This is a genomic window from Paenibacillus sp. NPDC058174, assembly GCF_042883865.1.
Lineage (GTDB): Bacteria > Bacillota > Bacilli > Paenibacillales > Paenibacillaceae > Pristimantibacillus.
Genome location: NZ_JBHVUY010000008.1, coordinates 57749 through 74071, shown reverse-complemented (window position 1 = coordinate 74071; position 16323 = coordinate 57749). Strand labels below are relative to the sequence as shown.

Annotated in this window: 20 protein-coding genes; 4 read left to right on the top strand and 16 right to left on the bottom strand. The window is 50.6% G+C overall.

Annotation, left to right across the window (positions count from 1 at the left end; genetic code table 11):
* Positions 1–4: 4 nt before the first annotated feature.
* The 3 genes from ACFVVF_RS25605 to ACFVVF_RS25595 all read right to left on the bottom strand — a co-directional run bounded on the left by ACFVVF_RS25605 (position 5) and on the right by ACFVVF_RS25595 (position 3227).
* A complete protein-coding gene (locus ACFVVF_RS25605) occupies positions 5–955 on the bottom strand; it encodes an ABC transporter permease (protein WP_387815565.1) in 951 nt (316 codons plus the stop codon).
* 60 nt (positions 956–1015) lie between these two features.
* Positions 1016–2656, bottom strand: a complete 1641-nt coding sequence (locus ACFVVF_RS25600) for an extracellular solute-binding protein (RefSeq protein ID WP_387815564.1) — start codon at positions 2654–2656, stop codon at positions 1016–1018.
* A gap of 337 nt (positions 2657–2993) precedes the next feature.
* A complete protein-coding gene (locus ACFVVF_RS25595) occupies positions 2994–3227 on the bottom strand; it encodes a hypothetical protein (protein ID WP_387815562.1) in 234 nt (77 codons plus the stop codon).
* Between the two features lie 256 nt (positions 3228–3483).
* On the opposite strand from ACFVVF_RS25595, the gene ACFVVF_RS25590 reads away from it, so the two are divergent.
* Positions 3484–4419: a hypothetical protein gene (locus tag ACFVVF_RS25590; protein WP_387815560.1), complete on the top strand. Its 936-nt coding sequence runs from the start codon at positions 3484–3486 to the stop codon at positions 4417–4419.
* A gap of 10 nt (positions 4420–4429) precedes the next feature.
* On the top strand, positions 4430–4702 hold the full coding sequence (locus ACFVVF_RS25585; RefSeq protein ID WP_387815558.1) for a CD3324 family protein: 273 nt from the start codon (positions 4430–4432) through the stop codon (positions 4700–4702).
* Positions 4703–4786: 84 nt separating this feature from the next.
* Here ACFVVF_RS25585 and ACFVVF_RS25580 read toward each other — a convergent pair whose 3' ends face one another.
* The 7 genes from ACFVVF_RS25580 to nrdI all read right to left on the bottom strand — a co-directional run bounded on the left by ACFVVF_RS25580 (position 4787) and on the right by nrdI (position 11326).
* On the bottom strand, positions 4787–5446 hold the full coding sequence (locus tag ACFVVF_RS25580; protein WP_387815556.1) for an HAD family hydrolase: 660 nt from the start codon (positions 5444–5446) through the stop codon (positions 4787–4789).
* Positions 5447–5487: 41 nt separating this feature from the next.
* A complete protein-coding gene (locus ACFVVF_RS25575; protein WP_387815554.1) occupies positions 5488–6198 on the bottom strand; it encodes a YjjG family noncanonical pyrimidine nucleotidase in 711 nt (236 codons plus the stop codon).
* Between the two features lie 19 nt (positions 6199–6217).
* Positions 6218–6484, bottom strand: a complete 267-nt coding sequence (locus ACFVVF_RS25570) for a DUF2164 domain-containing protein (protein ID WP_387815553.1) — start codon at positions 6482–6484, stop codon at positions 6218–6220.
* Complete coding sequence (locus ACFVVF_RS25565) at positions 6484–7299, bottom strand: PhzF family phenazine biosynthesis protein (protein WP_387815551.1); 816 nt, start codon at positions 7297–7299, stop codon at positions 6484–6486. Before ACFVVF_RS25565 ends, ACFVVF_RS25570 begins: the two co-directional genes overlap by 1 nt.
* A gap of 531 nt (positions 7300–7830) precedes the next feature.
* The gene (gene nrdF / locus ACFVVF_RS25560) at positions 7831–8787 is read right to left on the bottom strand and encodes a class 1b ribonucleoside-diphosphate reductase subunit beta (RefSeq protein ID WP_387815549.1); all 957 of its coding nucleotides are present in this window, start codon (positions 8785–8787) and stop codon (positions 7831–7833) included.
* A gap of 108 nt (positions 8788–8895) precedes the next feature.
* Entirely contained in the window at positions 8896–10980 is a 2085-nt protein-coding gene (gene nrdE / locus ACFVVF_RS25555) for a class 1b ribonucleoside-diphosphate reductase subunit alpha (protein ID WP_387815547.1), read from the bottom strand.
* A complete protein-coding gene (nrdI, locus tag ACFVVF_RS25550) occupies positions 10913–11326 on the bottom strand; it encodes a class Ib ribonucleoside-diphosphate reductase assembly flavoprotein NrdI (protein ID WP_387815545.1) in 414 nt (137 codons plus the stop codon). The genes nrdE and nrdI overlap by 68 nt, the downstream gene beginning before the upstream one ends.
* Positions 11327–11595: 269 nt before the next feature.
* On the opposite strand from nrdI, the gene ACFVVF_RS25545 reads away from it, so the two are divergent.
* On the top strand, positions 11596–11817 hold the full coding sequence (locus tag ACFVVF_RS25545; RefSeq protein ID WP_387815543.1) for a hypothetical protein: 222 nt from the start codon (positions 11596–11598) through the stop codon (positions 11815–11817).
* A 183-nt stretch (positions 11818–12000) separates the two neighbouring features.
* A complete protein-coding gene (locus tag ACFVVF_RS25540; RefSeq protein ID WP_387815735.1) occupies positions 12001–12675 on the top strand; it encodes a thymidine kinase in 675 nt (224 codons plus the stop codon).
* Positions 12676–12735: 60 nt separating this feature from the next.
* Here ACFVVF_RS25540 and ACFVVF_RS25535 read toward each other — a convergent pair whose 3' ends face one another.
* From ACFVVF_RS25535 to yhbY, 6 genes are read right to left on the bottom strand one after another with little or no spacing between them, the layout of a single operon-like run.
* Entirely contained in the window at positions 12736–13488 is a 753-nt protein-coding gene (locus ACFVVF_RS25535) for a class I SAM-dependent DNA methyltransferase (protein ID WP_387815542.1), read from the bottom strand.
* Positions 13489–13492: 4 nt separating this feature from the next.
* A complete protein-coding gene (locus ACFVVF_RS25530; protein ID WP_387815540.1) occupies positions 13493–14455 on the bottom strand; it encodes a CvfB family protein in 963 nt (320 codons plus the stop codon).
* Positions 14452–14799, bottom strand: a complete 348-nt coding sequence (gene rsfS / locus ACFVVF_RS25525; protein WP_387815538.1) for a ribosome silencing factor — start codon at positions 14797–14799, stop codon at positions 14452–14454. Before rsfS ends, ACFVVF_RS25530 begins: the two co-directional genes overlap by 4 nt.
* 3 nt (positions 14800–14802) lie before the next feature.
* A complete protein-coding gene (gene yqeK / locus ACFVVF_RS25520; RefSeq protein ID WP_387815536.1) occupies positions 14803–15375 on the bottom strand; it encodes a bis(5'-nucleosyl)-tetraphosphatase (symmetrical) YqeK in 573 nt (190 codons plus the stop codon).
* Positions 15365–15955, bottom strand: a complete 591-nt coding sequence (nadD, locus tag ACFVVF_RS25515; RefSeq protein WP_387815534.1) for a nicotinate-nucleotide adenylyltransferase — start codon at positions 15953–15955, stop codon at positions 15365–15367. The genes yqeK and nadD overlap by 11 nt, the downstream gene beginning before the upstream one ends.
* A gap of 59 nt (positions 15956–16014) precedes the next feature.
* Entirely contained in the window at positions 16015–16323 is a 309-nt protein-coding gene (yhbY, locus tag ACFVVF_RS25510) for a ribosome assembly RNA-binding protein YhbY (RefSeq protein WP_387815532.1), read from the bottom strand.

The following is a 16323-nucleotide window of genomic DNA, read 5'->3' as shown; positions in this document are numbered from 1 at the left end:
CACCTCACCATAGACTGCTTTTGTTAACTTTGCGGCTGACATAGTTGGCTGTGATCAGCAACACCAGGTTGATGACCGAGTTGAACAGCCCGACAGCCGAGCTGTAGCTCCAGCCAAACTCCAGAAGGCCTTTGCGGTATACGAACGACGAAATAACGTCGGCGGTTTCATAAGTAACGGGATTGTACAGCAGAATGATTTTTTCAAATCCGACGTTCAGCAAATTGCCCATGCGCAAGATCAGCATAATCGCGATCGTCGGCATAATACCGGGCAGCGTAATGTGGAAAATTTGCTTCAGCCTGCTGGCGCCGTCCATGCGGGCGGCCTCATACTGCTCTAAATCAATGCTCATTAAGGCAGCAATGTAAATGATCGATTCCCAGCCGATGCGCTGCCAAATTTCCGATAAAATATAGATCGGCCGGAACAACTCCGGCTTCTGCAGCATGGCTTGGCCGTCATAGCCGAAAAGCATGAACAACCGGTTGATAACGCCATCCGCATTGGTGAAATCGGTAATGATGCCGCAAATGACAACAAGTGAAATAAAGTACGGCATGTAGGTGATCGTCTGCGCCACACGCTTGAACGACTTGCTGCGCACCTCGTTAATCAGCAGCGCTAAAATAATCGGCGCCGGAAACTCAAACAGCAGCGAATAAAAGCTGATAATGAGCGTGTTTTTCAAAATCCGTACAAAATAGTAGCTATTGAAAAAATCGTAAAAATGCTTGAGTCCTACCCAATCGCTTCCGAGTATCCCTTTCATCGGCGTGTATTGCTTAAATGCAATCAGCGCTCCGTACATGGGCGCATAATGGAAGACGATGTAATAGGCAACGACCGGAATCATCATCAAGTACAAGTATTTATTCATCAAAAGGTCGCGAATGAAACGGTTTTTCCCCGTTTTTCCGGTCTTTCCGCTTTTCAGCGCCTGCGCGTTTGCCATGAAGCTGCTCACCTCCACCCAAATTGGAGGAGAGAAGGCGAAGCCCTCTCCCCGCTTTGTCTATCTGTTGTTATAGCGTTCCAATGCTGCTTTTTGAATCTCGATTGCACGGTCCAGCTTCAGCTGCTTCATTTTCGCAATGTAGCTGTCATAAGCGTCTAGCGGCTCCGTACCGAGAATGATTTTGAGCGACATTTCATCCACCAGCGTGTTGATGTCATTCATAATCGTCGCGTATTCCGAGCTTTCCTCTGGCGTTGGTGTAATCGGCGGCAAATTGTATTTCGCCGCATCCGTTTTACCCCAAGTTACAACCGCGTCACGCTGCGTTTGCAGGGCAAAAAACTGCTCGGCATAACGTTTGTCCTGAATGAACGGACCGTTGTAGCTGCCGCGGGCATACATCGAAATCGCTTGCGCCGGAGCCAATTTGTCCGGGTTTTTCATCAGCAGATCGGTGTAAGTCGGGTAGCCGTCTACCATGTTGTAGCTTTCGCCTTCTGTACCGAAGTTGAAGAACAGGCGTCCTTCTTCGCTGTAGCCATAGTCGAGCATTTTAACGGCCAGGATTGGATCTTTAGCCGATGCGCTGATCGCGACCGTGCCTTCAGAAGCGTAAGCTTGATGTTTTTGACCAAACTTCGGCGTCTCGCCTTTGTTCAGTACCGGATATGGAGCGCCTACCAGCACCGCTTTCGGATCATTCGCCTCTACAAGCGGCTGCCATTTGCCGATGCCGCCGCCGGCGTTGCCGACCGATGCGCCAGTTGCGCCGGATGCGATGTTGCCGTCCACTGCTTTCGTATCCGCTGTTGCAATGTTTTTGTCGATCAAGCCTTTCGCATACCAGTCGCGGAACAGGCCCAAATATTGCTTGAAGCCCGCTTCAGCCGGTCCAAACTTCACTTCGCCGTCCTCTTGATAGAAGCCGCGGTTTACGCCAAATGCGCCTAGGAATGCGCCGTTGCCGGAATCATTGAAGTAGCGCGGCTTACTGTTGACTGTGAATGGAGCCGAAGCGCCTTTTTTCTCCTTGAACGCCGTAAGCGTCGTTGTCCAGTCATCAATCGTTTCCGGAACCGGAAGGCCTAGCTCGTCGAGCCAGTCTTTGCGGATAATCGGTCCTTGGAACACCCGCAAGTATTCATCGCCACGGATGAACGGGAAGGCGTAGTAGCTGCCATTGTCGGTTTTGACCATTTTGTCGATCTCCGGGTTATCCTGCAAAAACTTTTTCAGGTTTGGAGCATATTGATCAATCAGATCATTCAATTTGAGAATGTAGCCGTCGCTGATCGCTTTTTCCGGACCGCCCGGGAAGTCGCCCAGGAAGTTGAATTCGATCATGTCCGGCAGATCGCCGGAAGCGAGCAGTACGTTGAGCGCTTCTTTCGTCTGTCCGGTAGGCGGCGCCGTAAACTCAAGCGCAACACCCGTTTTCTTCTGCCATTGCTGGAAGAACGGAATGTCTTTGTGGCTCGCTTTTACACCGATCAGGTTTCCGTTAATTTCGCCCCAGTACGTGAGCTTCTTATCCGTTTCAATCGGGTACTTCGTTGGCTCTCCGGCTGTTTCACTATTGTTCGTATTAGTAGTGCCTTCATTGCCGCTTTCTTTGCCGCCGTTCGACGAGCAAGCGACTGCCAGCATTGCCAGCAGCATAATGACCAGCGTTGAAGCTAAAAGACGTTTCAGTTTCATAGCTCTGCCCCTTTTCATTTTCAAGTTCAAAAATGTGCGAGATGCATCTCCTCCACAGAATAGCAACCGCAGCGGCTCTCCCGATATGAGCAAAACGTAAAAAACGATTCCGATTTCGCTTCAGCGCGATGATCATTTCGCCAATTCAATGGGCGAAAACGAAAAAAAGCCCGGAAAGGGGCTTTTTCAGATTGCATACTCCCGTTTATACCCTTGGGCTCGCTGCGCGTTTTAGTTCGTCTAACCCCGGGTCGCTGCGCGTTTTGGTTCGTCTAGCCCCGGGGTCGCTGCGCGTTTTGGTTCGTGCTGCTATTCTTGATTCCATTTTTCCCATCGCTTACACGATAACAAATGGATAGAATCTGCAAAAAATCAGCCCGAACTCAAAACGCTCCGCTCGCCCAAATGCGAATGAAAATTCAAATGCAAATGCAAATTCAAACCAAATCAAATCCCATCCATATGCGGGTCTCCCCCGCGATAATTGAGAAACAAAATGCAAATGTGCATTTTGTTTAGCCTCAAAAGGTCCAAAATCACGTTCAAAATGCAAAAGTGCATTTGAAATCACCCCTTTTCACTCCAAAGGGACATTTTAGGCCGATCAAACTGCACATTTACATTTTGATGCGATAAATCGTCGAAAAAGCGGCCTACAACATGTATTTTTACATTTTGACCCGTCGCAACCGATAGAAAGTTCAACTCAGAAAGCCGGCAGGCAGGCCTGCTCATAAATTTTTATAAAAAATCTTAGTATTTCATTTCATGCTCCCGAACCCCAAACTGGAAATAGAAACATTAAACTTGAAGGAGATGATTGGCACATGTATTCAAAAGCAATCAAAATACGGGAAGTTACTTCAAACGATGACTTGGTTTACCTCCTGCAACTAATAAACGAAACCTTGCAGCGCTATGTTAAAAACACCGTTTACTACTTGTCCGCAGATGACTATTTAAAGGACAGAGCCGCTGATCAAAACATGTATGTCGCCATTAGCGATGAGAACATAGTTGCCGTAACGGATATACGTCTATCTTCCTCATCTAGAAACGGGGTTTTAACATATGGTTTTGTAGACGGCTACGAATTTGTGTTGAATGAACTTATTGAAAAGTGCGGCATTTATATAACCAGCAATGGCGGCAGCAAGATGATTGCATTTTCATACGTTAAGTTTGGTCAAATTAGAAATGCAGAAATAAGCTTGCTGGAAAAGTGGGGATTTATTTCGGATGAGTATAGCAGCATGACTTGCGAGCTTGCTTTAGACAACTGGAATGCGCCAGAGAGTTTAGATATAGCAGGAATTGAGCCTATCAGCTTTAGTGGGGCAGAAAGAATAAATGAGATATTACATGAGGATGGAGAAGAGGAAATGGCGGAATTGTATACAAGACAAATTTCTCCTGCTCAGTTAAGAAACCGGGTCGTGTTAGGTATCCAAGATGATAAAACACAAGAGATCGCAGGCCTAGCCTATTATGAGGTATTTCAATACAGCCCTTCACCAGAAGAATCCATTTTTCAAGCCTGCGGTTTCGGTCTTCATTTCAGGCCAAAATTCGAAATTAACAAGGCGGAGAAGAGGCGGTTGATCCAATGTGCCCTCCAGTCCATGAAACAATTGGATGTACAACATGTTTTAACTAAAATGACTTTAAAGCATTTTGATGTTTTTGCAGCGATGGTTATGGAAGGATTCACCAACAACAATCTCGAACAACTTAATACATTGCGGCTAACGAAAACTTTATAGAGGAGCCAGAATGAAAAAATACGTTAACGCTCGAGATGTGTTGCCGAAAGAGTTAATTGAAGAAATCCAAAAGTATGTAAAGGGGCAGCATCTGTATATTCCGCAAACCGACCGCCAATCGTGGGGCACTTCTACTGGAATCCAAGACGAGTTCCTCATCCGCAACACTGAAATTCGGAGAAAGTATAATAGCGGCATTCCTATAAAACAATTGGCTCTAATGTTCAATCTCAGTGAAGAAAGAATTCGCGGAATCGCTCATGAAAAATGCTCGGTTGAATGACTTTTAAACGCAACCGCTACCCTCATTGTGTTGCAACGGCCGTTTTGGCCGTTGCATATTTGTATTCACTGCTTGAATTGCGTATTACTCCGTCAATTCCCGCAAAAGGGCAGCCAGCTCATCGACCGTCGCCGCTCTGTAGGCCGGCTCTGCAAGCCGCAGCTCCTCATCGCGGCCGTATCCGTAGCCTACCGCAATCGCAGGAATGCCGTTTTTGCGCGCACCGATTACATCATGCTTCCGGTCGCCGATCATAATCGTTTCAGAAGGATCAATGCCTTGCGTCTCCAGCACATGCTGAATCACTTCCCCTTTATCGGTCCGCGTATTGTCCAGGTTGCTGCCGCCGACAAAATCAAAATAACGGCTGATCTCGAAATAATCAGCGATTTTTTCCGCAAAAAAGGTCGGTTTGGATGTAGCCATGCATACACGGACGCCTCTCTCCTTCAGCCCGCCCAGCAGCTCATGCATGCCGGGATACAATTCATTCTCATACATGCCCCGGTCAGCGAAATATTCCCGGTAGTACGCGATCCCCTGCTGCGATTGTTCCTCCGATAGTCCATACAGTTCTTGAAAGGTCTCCGTCAGCGGCGGACCGATAAACGGCTCCAGCGTATCGAGATTGTCTACATGGATATCAAATTTCGATAAAGCATACTGAACTCCGCTCGTAATGCCCAGCTTCGGATCAGTCAAAGTTCCGTCCAGATCGAATAATACTGTCGTTTTTTTCCCCATTTTCGCAGCTCTCCTTCATCATTCAAACTTCGGTGTGCAGCTTAACAATCAACAATTCCATACAGCTCATCGAGCGATCTAATCTCGTACTTCGGCTGAACAGAAGTAGTGTTGGCTTTGCCTGCCGGGTTGTACCAGCAAGTATCAATGCCGATATTAAGGCCGCCTTGCATATCGGAGGTTAATGAATCGCCTACGATAAGCATTTTACTGCGATCATGATACCCCAGCTTCTCAAAGGCATAGCCGAAAATACCGGTATGCGGCTTCTGATAGCCGGCTTCCTCGGAAATGATGACTTGCTCAAAGCAATCCGCCAGCCCGGAACGGGCAATCCGCGACAACTGAACATCCTTGTATCCGTTCGTAATGATCGCTAGACGATAGCGCTTCGCCAAATTGCGAATGACCGCCTCTGCACCGTCGAACAGAAAATGCCCCTCTCCCAAAAAGCCCAGATAACGATCACTAATTTCGTCGGCATCAATCGTAAAGGCGGCATCGCCCTCAAACAACCGTCTAAACCGTTCAACCTTCAGCTCGCTTGTCGTTACGTGCCCCTGCTCCAATTCCCTCCACAGGCCGCTGTTTATCTGCTTATACCTGAAGGTGTAGCTATCCGCCTCCTCGGCGCGAGCCAGCGACTCTTCAATGCCAATATGCCGAAAAACGCTGGAAAGCGCATGCTCCTCAGCCCGCGGATAATCGAATAACGTATCGTCTGCATCGAATAAAATAATTTCATATGCCAAGTTATGCTGCCTCCTTCTGCTATCTTCCTCGAGTGCGCTTGGCAGCGACGCTCTGCTCCAGTGCATAAAGCTCGTCTTCCACGCTTTGCAAGCGTTCCATTACGGATTTGCGTGCATCGGCAATCGCCTGATTGTAGACATAGGGTCCAAGCTCAGCCAGCATATAGTCAAGCAGCTGCTCCGCGGCGATCGAGCCGATTGACTCGTCACGCTCCAGCTCGAAAAAGCTTTGCACACGCTCAACAAGCGCTTCCTTCTGTTCTCTTTCCAGCTTTAGCTTCATCATTATTGCCCAGCCCCTTCCGCCAATTGTCCTTGGAGTACCATAACAGCTCGTCCGGAGAGCAGCACCCTGTCCCCGCTTAATTCTGTCCCTACATAGCCGCCTCTAGCTGATGCTTGATAGCCGGTCAATTGCTCCTTACGCAGCCGTTTGCTCCAATAAGGGGCAAGTGCGCAATGCGCCGATCCCGTCACCGGATCTTCATTTACGCCAAGCTTCGGGAAAAAGGCCCGGGACACAAAATCGCAATGGCTTCCGCTATCCGCTTTTGCCGTAATAATGACTCCTCTTCCATCCAGGCTGCCCAGCAGCTGCCAATCCGGCTTCAACTCGCGAACGGTACGCTCGCTGTCGACTTCTACAACGTAGTCGAAGCGGTTTTTCCCGGTATAACGCGGGATAAGGCCTAGACCTTGTATGAGCGTCTCCGGCGCTTGCACCGGCGAAGGCGGTTCAGCAGGGAAATCCATCTTCATCCATCCCCCGCTGCCCTCCGTCTCCTTGACGACAGTCAGCAAACCGCTTTTTGTCGCAAAAGCCGCTTTTTCAGAAGGCTGCAGCCTTCCCGTCTCCCATAATGCAAAAGCGGCGGCAAGGGTCGCATGACCGCATAACGCAACCTCCGCAGCCGGCGTAAACCAGCGCAGCTCATATCCGTCAGCCTTTTGCGCAACAAACGCTGTCTCCGATAAATTCATTTCCGCCGCGACCTGCTGCATCCACTGCTCTTCTGCCGGCTTTTCCAGCAAGCAAACCGCTGCCGGATTGCCGCTAAACGCCGTATCAGCAAAGGCATCTACAATATAGATTGGAATCATCGTTAAATTCATCTCCTCTGTACATAAAAAAAGAGGATGCCCATGGAACGGATCCTCACTGGCCATGCTTGTATATTGTTATTCTTTCCAGCTATCCTGCAATGGAATGAGAATCTCCACTTTTCTTCCAACTGACACTACATATCCTACCTAGTTTATCACGCGTTCTATACGTTGGCATAGTCTTTTTCTCGTAAAATGGGTGGCGGCCGCCAGCGAAGTTGCTTCGCAATTTAGCGAAACCACTTGCGCTAATTCAGCATTCTCTTCAATAAACAAAGCCGTTAGCGAACCTAGCTTCGCTTCTCATGAACCTAGCTTCACGAACAGCGAAATTAGCTTCGTAATGCTGGACAACCGCTCCAAATCCCGCTCTACAGCGAATCTAGCTTCGTTATATAGCGAGTCTGCTTCGCTAATGATGAGTCAGGATGCTCATCCCTCCCTCAAGTTCGCGTTCACTCCCTCCCAACAGCGACAAAAAAAGCAACCGGCCGCTTACGCGCGCCGATTGCTATTATTTCAACAGATTTAGAAGTTGAATACGAAGTCGTCATCCTTCAACTGCTCAACGTGAACGGTACGAACGTAGCCGTTGCCTTTTTTCGAGAAGAAGTCATGCTGCTTCGTATGCGTGCTGATGCCGTTGAAGACGATCGGGTTGACCGGCTCCTCTGGGAAATGAGGATCGAAGCCCAGATTCATCAGCGCTTTGTTCGCATTGTAGCGGACATAAGCCTTCACTTCGTCCTGCAGGCCGATCGGGCTGTACAGGTCGTCCGTGTATACAGCTTCATTCTCATACAGCGTCTGCAGCAGCTCATAAAGCTCTTCCTTCAGCTGCGCTTGCTCTTCTGCGCTGAACTCTTGGTACAGCTCTTGCGCAAGCGTGCCTACGTACAAGCCGTGGATGCTTTCGTCGCGAAGGATCAAGTCGATGATCTCGCCGCTGCTCGTCATCTTGCCTTGACCAGCCAAATAGAGCGGATAGAAGAAACCGCTGTAGAACAAGTAGCTTTCCAGGAATACGGAAGCCGCCATCGCTTTGTAAAGCTGCTGCTTCGTCTCGATGCCGTGGTACCACGAGGAGATGAGGTTCGCTTTTTTCTGCAGCTGCTCATTCGTTTCTACCCAGTTGAAAATCGCGTCAATCTCTTCAGCAGACGCCAGCGTCGTGAAGATACTGCTGTACGATTTCGCATGAATTTGCTCCATCATGGACATGAAAGCCAATACCGCTTTGCGCTGCAGGCCTTCAACATGCTCCAAAATTTTCGGCATGCCGATGCCGCCTTGAATGGTATCGAGAAGCGTCAGTCCGCCCAGCACGTTTTTGTAGACGGTACGCTCGATTTCGCTCATTTCCATCCAGTCCATTTTGTCATCGGACAATGGAATTTCATCATCCGTCCAGAACTGCATAACGTTCTGCTGCCAGAAGGTTAGTGTAAAATCGTCATCCGGACGGTTCCAGTTTACTGCTTTCATCGTCAAAATTGCTCCTTTGCAAGCATAAACGGCCTGCGCGGCCAAGACGGCGGCGCAGCCCGTTTTGCATTGAATATATAAACGATAATCGTAATAAGTGCTGTTAAATTATACGGCGCAGCTTGTGCATTCCTCAACGGAAAGACGCTTCGTTCTCGTATAATAGAGCGATTTGAGACCTTTTTGCGCAGCATAAATATAGAACCGCGCCAGTTCACGAGTCGTTACGTTGCTGTTCACATGCAGAACTGTCGAAATGCCTTGGTCGACGTGCTGCTGAATTTCCCAGATCAGGTCAATCAGCTTGAATTGATCGATGTTGTATGCCGATTTGTAGTAGAAGTAGTTCTCCTGCGACAGGAACGGCATTGGGTAGTAAGTTGTCGAGTTCGCATATGTACGCGTCTCGATATGCTCAACGATTGGCATAACGCTCGACGTTGCGTTCTGGATGTACGAAATGCTTTGTGTTGGCGCGATCGCCAGACGGTAAGCATGGTACAGGCCGTGCTTTTGCACTTTCTCTTTCAGCGCTGCCCAGTCTTCCGGCGAAGGAATTTCCATACCTTGGAACAGCTCTTTCACACGGTCCAGCTTCGGACGGAAATCGGTCTCTACATAACGGTCAAAGTATGTGCCCTTCGCATATTCGGAACGGTCGAAATCTTTGAATGTCTCGCCGCGTTCCTTCGCGATTTCCATGCTTTGCTCGATGGAGTAGTAGTTCATCATCATGAAGAACGTGCTTGCGAAATCTTTCGCTTCTTCACTTTCATAAGCGATTTTGTTCTTCGCGAGGTAGCCGTTCAGGTTCATCGCGCCAAGTCCAACGGAATGAAGCTCTTCATTGGCTTTGCGGACGCCCGGTGCGTTGTCGATCGCCGACAGGTCGCTTACCGTCGTCAATGCTTCGATGCCGACATGAACCGATTCTTTAATCTTTTTGTGCTCCATCACGTTCACGATGTTAAGGGAAGCCAGGTTGCAGCTGATGTCGCGCTTAATGACATCGTCGATGCCGTAATCGTTAATCGTCGAAGTTTCTTGCACTTGGAAAATTTCCGTACACAGGTTCGACATTTTGATTCCGCCGATATCCTTCAGCGCATGAACGCGGTTCGCGTTCGATTTGTTCATAATGTATGGGTAACCCGATTCCAATTGAATCGAAGCAATCTTCGTCATCATGTCGCGCGCGTTCATAACCACTTTTTTCACAACGCGGTCGTTCGCGAGCAATTCTTCGTACATTTCATCCATATCCATATCGTCCAGATGCTTGCCGTAGGCCATGTGAACGGAATGTGGTCCAAATACATTCAGCGGCTTGTTCTGTGCAGCCAGCTCATAGAATTTGTTCGGAATAATCAGGCCGATGGACAGCGTTTTAATACGCGATTTCTCGTCGGCATTAATTTTTTTACAATCCAGGAACTCAATGATATCCCAGCCGAAAATGTTGTAGTAACCGGCGCCGGAGCCTTTGCGCTGACCCATTTGGTCGGCGTAGGAGAACGCGTCCTCCATCAGTTTCAGTACCGGCATAACGCCTTTCGCTGCACCTTCAACGCCTTTGATCGATTCGCCGCGGCCGCGCAGCTTCGACAGGTTGACGGCAACGCCGCCGCCGATTTTGGACAACTGCATGCAAGTGCCGAGCACGTAGTTGATCGAGTTCAGGGAGTCGTCCATCTCCAGCAGGAAACAGGACACCATTTCACCGCGGCGGCTTTTGCCTGCGTTCAGGAACGTTGGCGTCGCCGGCTGCAGCCGCTGCTCGATCATCGCTTCCGCAATGCGAAGCGCTCTGGCTGCATCGCCTTCACCGAGGTGAAGCGCAACGATTGCAACGCGGTCGGAGTATTTCTCCAAATATTGCGATTTGTTGTTGGACTTCATCGCGTAGTCTTTATAGAACTTCGAGATCGCCATATAGGATTCAAACTGAAAGCCGTTGTTTTCCGCTAGTGTAAATACGGCCTCCACTTGCTCATATGTATAATCCTCGAATACATTCTCGTAGTAGTCATTCTCTATTAGATAGTCAAGCTTTTCGCGCAGCGAGCCAAACTTCATGCTTTTGCTGTCGACTTCCTCCATAAAAGCGGCTACCGCTTCCTTGTCTTTATCCAATTGATAGAAGCCGTCCGCCCCGCGTTGCATGAGCTCGTTGTTCAGTTCGATATGTTTCAATGGTCCGCACCCTTTCAACAAAATATTCCATATCTTGATTTGTTCCGGATAATTCAAATTTCGATAAAACAGGCACACCGAACATTTCCGAGATCGTATCCGCGCTCTTCGCAAATCCGTCTCCCCAATTCCGGTTACCGCTGGCAGACACGCCGCACAGGTGGTCGGAATTTTTCTCAAGGAACGACATAACCCGCTCCGGCACTTGTCCGAACCCCGTTGTGTAAGTGATCAAAACGAATGGCTCATCCACTTCGCTTTGCTCCTGAATCGGCACAGCCCGCATATTCAGCTTGTTGATAAAACGCTTGACATTGCCTGTACGGGAATCATAGACAACCAGCATGTTTTTCTCTCTCTCCTTCGCTGAATTATAGCAATAGAAAAGCGCTTCTGACTGCAACAACCGTCAAATGCGCTAGTAGACGTCTTGGTGTAGTATCGACTCATATACTCAATATCTAGTCGATGTTTTTGATTCTACATCAATATATAGGTCTAGTCAATGAAATTTATGGAGAAAATTTATCGGACTCTATTTCGGGCACTCGACTATTTTACCAGATGAGGATATGATGTGATAGTGACAGTTTATTGCTATTTTGGAGGGTTAAAATGAGTGAGAATCTATCGGCCGAACAGCTGCGCGAGGCGATTGAAAAGCTGTTTTCGGATGCAGGATATACGGTTCCCGGAATGCTTCCGGCCATCGATGCATTGGTGAAAGATAATGACCGGCTGAAGCAGGAATTGAAAAAATTGCGGCTTGCAGCCGCCCGCGGATCTTCACTCGGCGACGGGATGAACAGCCGCTTGAAGGATGCTCTCAGGGAATAAAACGAGGAGCTCTTGCGTGATGCTGGAAAAGCGTAAAGGCTGATCCTCAACAAAATGAGCTGCCTTTCGGCGCTGGATGACGGCATTCGCCTCTTTTGCAAACTTTTGCTAAAATAATACATCCTGCAGCATAGTATGACAGAAGGCATCATGAATGATACAAAGAGGAGCTATAGCCCAATTATGGAACGAGGCCTCATCACCGTTATTACCGGCCCGATGTTTTCCGAGAAAACAGGTGAATTGATCCGCCGCTGCCAGAAGCTTCAGCAATTCGGGCGGATGAGCGTCGCGGTCTATAAGCCTGCGGAGGACACTCGCTTCAGCGAAACGGAAATCGTGAGCCGGATGGGTTACCGGCTGCCGTCAGCCAGCCTGCCGCGCCAGCTTACACCGGATGCGGCTGCCAAAGTTATAGAAGACACGAAGGCGGTAAATGTCGTCGCCTTTGACGAGGTGCAGTTTTTCGACAGGGCGATCGCCGATTTGATCGGCACGCTCGCAAGCGAAGGCAAGCATGTTATTGCGGCCGGACTGAACATGGATTACAGGGGTAAAGCGTTTGGAGCGATCGGAGAGCTGCTCGCAGTCGCCGACGAGATCGTCAAGCTGCATGCTTATTGCGCGGTATGCGGCAGCGGCGATGCCGCCTTTACCCAGCGTGTCGTAAACGGCAGGCCGGCGACTCTTGGACCTGTCTTTCTAATCGGCGATAAAGAGAGCTACGAGCCCCGCTGCAGGCGTTGCTTCGTTCCGCCGCACAAAGCTTCGACGAGCGGAGCCGCACCCTCAGAAGAGGCTTCCAAGCGCTCAGAAGACGGACGTCAAATTCCTTCCGGACATCAGGAAAAATTTTGATGAAACCCAAAAAAGGTGTCGCACAAGCAAACGCATGTGCGACACCTTTTTCACTTTATACTAGCGCTTCACCGCTGCGAAGAAAAGCCGTTCAGAGCTCTCGCCAGCCGGCTCCAGCTTGAAATCGGCGTAACGGTCCACAGCCTCGAAGCCGGCCCGCCGCAAGGCGGACTCGATCCAATCGGGATCATAGGCGCGCTGCCTGTGCAGCTCCTCAAACCGGCGGAACCGCTCTCCGCGCTCTTGCGCAAAGATCGTCAAATGATGCTCGATTTCGCAGCGCTCCTCATCCAGCTCGGAGGTCCAAATGTAGGCGACATCCTCCTCGTCCAGAATGAAAGGCTGCTCATCCGCATAACGGCGGAGGAGCGACGGCGCATGCACATCGAACAGGAACAAGCCGCCGCTCTTCAATCCGTCGTACGCGGCCCGGAAGGCCGCTTCAACGTCAGCTTCCTCGGTTAAGTAATTGATACAGTCGCAGAAGGACAACACGCAATCTGCCGGCTCCAGAAGCTGCCAGTCGCGCATGTCCTGCTGCAGCCATACGACGGTCCCGCTGCGCGCGGGATGCTCATCCCATTTGCTGCGGGCAACAGCCAGCATATCAGCCGATAGATCAATGCCGTACACCTGCTTGCCTGACAGCGCGAGCGGCACCGCAATGCTGCCTGTTCCGCAGCCGAGATCAACGACCGTTTCCGGCACACCGTAGCGCTGCCAGCAGCTTTCGGCAAATTGCAGCCACTGCTCGTAAGGCATATCCTCCATCAGCCGATCATAGACCGAAGCAAATTGTCCATACGAATCCATAGCTCTATTCCTCCGAATGCTCCGCGCCTGAGCCGATGCTGTCAGTAGACTGCTCCGCAGTCTCACTCGCGCCCCCGGCTTCCGGAGCAGCTTCCGCCAAATACGTCCAGCTGCCCTTTTGCGTAACCGCTCCCTCCCGCATCAGCTTGCCAAGCGCCCGTTTGAACGCCGATTTGCTAATTTGGAACTTTTGCTTAATCGCATCAGCCGGCGATTCATCCGAATAAGGCATGCCGCCGCCCGGGCGTTCCTTCAAGTAGGCAAGAATCCGGTCGGCATCCTCCAGCCGGCCTTCCTGCTTGAGCTTGGCCATCGACAGGTTGACGCGGCCATCCTCGCGAATGAACGTAACCCGGGCCGATACCCGTTCGCCGAGCCTCAGAGGTCTTGTCCGCTCCGCGCCCGGTATCATCCCGAATACGCCAAAGCCGACAACGCCCCCGTCAATGAGCACGAAGGAGCCCATCTGCAGCGATTTCGTTACCCAGCCTTCAACCCACTGGTTGCGCCAGGCTTGCGGCGCATCGAATACGAGCGGCCCAAGCTCATCCTCTCCTGCCAGCGTAGCCAGCAGCCGGCCTGCCTTATCGTGGCCGAGAATGACATGCACCTCGTCGCCTGGAAGCGGACGGTATTCGACTTTTTCCGGCAGCTCCGAGAGCGGAAGCAGCAATTGGCGGCCAAGTCCAATTTCCAGAAAGCAGCCCAGCCGCGGATGCACATCCGCTACCTTAAGGCGTGCCATTTCTCCCAGCGCAAGCAATGGACGCTTCATCGTCGCAGAAATCCGGTCCTCGGTATCAAAGAACAGGAATACTTCCACTTCATTGCCCAGCTTCGGCTTTTTGCCGACGAGCTCCGTGTAGTGCATCAGCACCTCGTTCTCGCCATCGGTCAAAAAATAACCATAGGGCGACACTTCACGCGCCACCCTTAATGTTTGATACGTACCGGCAATCCAGCTCATGCGAACTCCACTACCTTCGCATCTGACCACAGACGCTCGATGTTATAGTATTCGCGCTCGTCGCGGTGGAACACATGGACGATGACATCGCCAAGGTCGATCAGCACCCATCTTGCCGAGTCCATCCCTTCCATGCCGCGCACTTTAACGCCGCGCATATCCGCTTGTTTTTTAATTTCTGTTGCAATCGCTTGTACCTGCGTATCTGAATTGCCGTGGCAAATGACAAAATAATCAGCCACTAGCGAAATTTCTTTCAAATTCAATGCAACGATGCGCATCGCTTTCTTATCTTCTGCGGCAGCAACCGTCACCTGCAGCAATTCGTCTGAATGTACCGTCATTGCTCAACCTCCTGTTTTTTGCTGTTCAATTAAATCATTGCGGGCATCTACCGTTAGCGGAAATATCCGCTTGCCCTTGGCAACCAGAAACGAAATCGTACTGTCGAATCCCACAATTAACGCCTGCTCCAAGCTTTGCCCGCTTAACTCGCGAATAGACTCCACGCCCGGAAAATCACGGCCCGGCTCCATATAATCGGCAAGGCAGACGATCTTGTCCAGCTTCGTCATGCCGATGCGGCCCGACGTATGGTAGCGGATGGCGTCCAGCACCTGGATATCAGCAACGCCGTATTCCTGCTCCGCGACCCAAGCGCCAACCTCGGCATGCCACAGCTCCTTATCATAGAGGAGCAGCATCCCATTGAGCTTCTGCTCGCGAATGATTTGTTCCATTTTTGCAGTTTGCCAATATTTCGCCACATCATGCAAAATAGCGGCAAGCTCTGCTTTCACCGGATCTTCTCCGTACCGCTCAGCCAGCAGAACGGCCGTCTTCATTACCCCTTCGGTATGAAGCCAGCGTCGTTCAGGCATTTGCGCTTTGACAGATGCGATCATCTGCTCACGATTCATATAAAGCTCTCCCCTCGATGCACTGCCGGACAGACTCGGGAACCCTGTAACGGATCGACTGGCCGAGCCGTACCCGGTTGCGGATATCGGTTGAGGAGATGCCGATTGCCGGCATAGCAATGATGCTTAGCTTGCTTCGGATATAAGCGGGCAAGCTGTCCGGCTCTGCCGGCGTCCCCTCCCGCTCGAGGCCAATGAAGGACACCAGCGAGACCAGCTCCTCCACCCGATGCCATTGCGGCAAATCGTTGATCCGGTCGGACCCGATAATATACGAGAAGGCATGCTCTGGATACAGACGGGACAGCTCAAGCGCCGTATCGACAGAATAGCTCATTCCGCCTCTGCGAAGCTCCAGGTCAACAACACGGAATGCTGCATGATCCTGTATTGCATCCTCCACCATCTGATAGCGGATATCGCTGTCAACACCCGGCTGCCGGTCCTTAAGCGGAGGCTTAAAGGACGGAATAAACCAGATCTCGTCCAAACCGCACCGGTCAAGCGCCGTTTCCGCCGCTATCAGATGACCGATATGAATAGGGTCGAAGGTGCCGCCCATGATGCCGATATTGCCCATGCTGATCTGTCCCCTCCTCTCCGTACATGCCAATTGCCCACAATCAATTCCTGCTCCTGCTAGCGCTTCGGCGATGGCAGCTCGATTTTGCGGTACTTCTCGTCGCTTGACTTCTTATACAGTACGATCGTTTTGCCGATAACCTGTACAAGCTCTGCGCCAGATGCATCCGCAACCTCTGCGCCGATCTCCCGCGGATCGTCCATGCAGTTGTTCAATACGGACAATTTAATCAGCTCGCGAACTTCAATCGCTTCTTCAATATGACGAACGAGCTGCTCGTTCGTACCGCCTTTGCCCACCTGAAAAATCGGCTGCAAATGATGCGCCAATGCGCGCAAATGACGTTTTTGTTTGCCTGTCAACAT

Bases quoted from the DNA above. Each gene is read 5' to 3' on its own strand.
- ACFVVF_RS25545 (WP_387815543.1), top strand. From the start codon at position 11,596: ATGAGTGAGAATCTATCGGCCGAACAGCTGCGCGAGGCGATTGAAAAG.
- ACFVVF_RS25540 (WP_387815735.1), top strand. From the start codon at position 12,001: ATGGAACGAGGCCTCATCACCGTTATTACCGGCCCGATGTTTTCCGAG.
- nrdF (WP_387815549.1), bottom strand. From the start codon at position 8,787: ATGAAAGCAGTAAACTGGAACCGTCCGGATGACGATTTTACACTAACC.
- ACFVVF_RS25565 (WP_387815551.1), bottom strand. From the start codon at position 7,299: ATGATTCCAATCTATATTGTAGATGCCTTTGCTGATACGGCGTTTAGC.
- ACFVVF_RS25580 (WP_387815556.1), bottom strand. From the start codon at position 5,446: ATGGGGAAAAAAACGACAGTATTATTCGATCTGGACGGAACTTTGACT.
- ACFVVF_RS25590 (WP_387815560.1), top strand. From the start codon at position 3,484: ATGTATTCAAAAGCAATCAAAATACGGGAAGTTACTTCAAACGATGAC.
- ACFVVF_RS25585 (WP_387815558.1), top strand. From the start codon at position 4,430: ATGAAAAAATACGTTAACGCTCGAGATGTGTTGCCGAAAGAGTTAATT.
- ACFVVF_RS25600 (WP_387815564.1), bottom strand. From the start codon at position 2,656: ATGAAACTGAAACGTCTTTTAGCTTCAACGCTGGTCATTATGCTGCTG.
- rsfS (WP_387815538.1), bottom strand. From the start codon at position 14,799: ATGACGGTACATTCAGACGAATTGCTGCAGGTGACGGTTGCTGCCGCA.
- ACFVVF_RS25605 (WP_387815565.1), bottom strand. From the start codon at position 955: ATGGCAAACGCGCAGGCGCTGAAAAGCGGAAAGACCGGAAAAACGGGG.
- ACFVVF_RS25535 (WP_387815542.1), bottom strand. From the start codon at position 13,488: ATGGATTCGTATGGACAATTTGCTTCGGTCTATGATCGGCTGATGGAG.
- ACFVVF_RS25570 (WP_387815553.1), bottom strand. From the start codon at position 6,484: ATGATGAAGCTAAAGCTGGAAAGAGAACAGAAGGAAGCGCTTGTTGAG.
- yhbY (WP_387815532.1), bottom strand. From the start codon at position 16,323: ATGTTGACAGGCAAACAAAAACGTCATTTGCGCGCATTGGCGCATCAT.
- yqeK (WP_387815536.1), bottom strand. From the start codon at position 15,375: ATGAATCGTGAGCAGATGATCGCATCTGTCAAAGCGCAAATGCCTGAA.
- nadD (WP_387815534.1), bottom strand. From the start codon at position 15,955: ATGGGCAATATCGGCATCATGGGCGGCACCTTCGACCCTATTCATATC.
- nrdI (WP_387815545.1), bottom strand. From the start codon at position 11,326: ATGCTGGTTGTCTATGATTCCCGTACAGGCAATGTCAAGCGTTTTATC.
- ACFVVF_RS25530 (WP_387815540.1), bottom strand. From the start codon at position 14,455: ATGAGCTGGATTGCCGGTACGTATCAAACATTAAGGGTGGCGCGTGAA.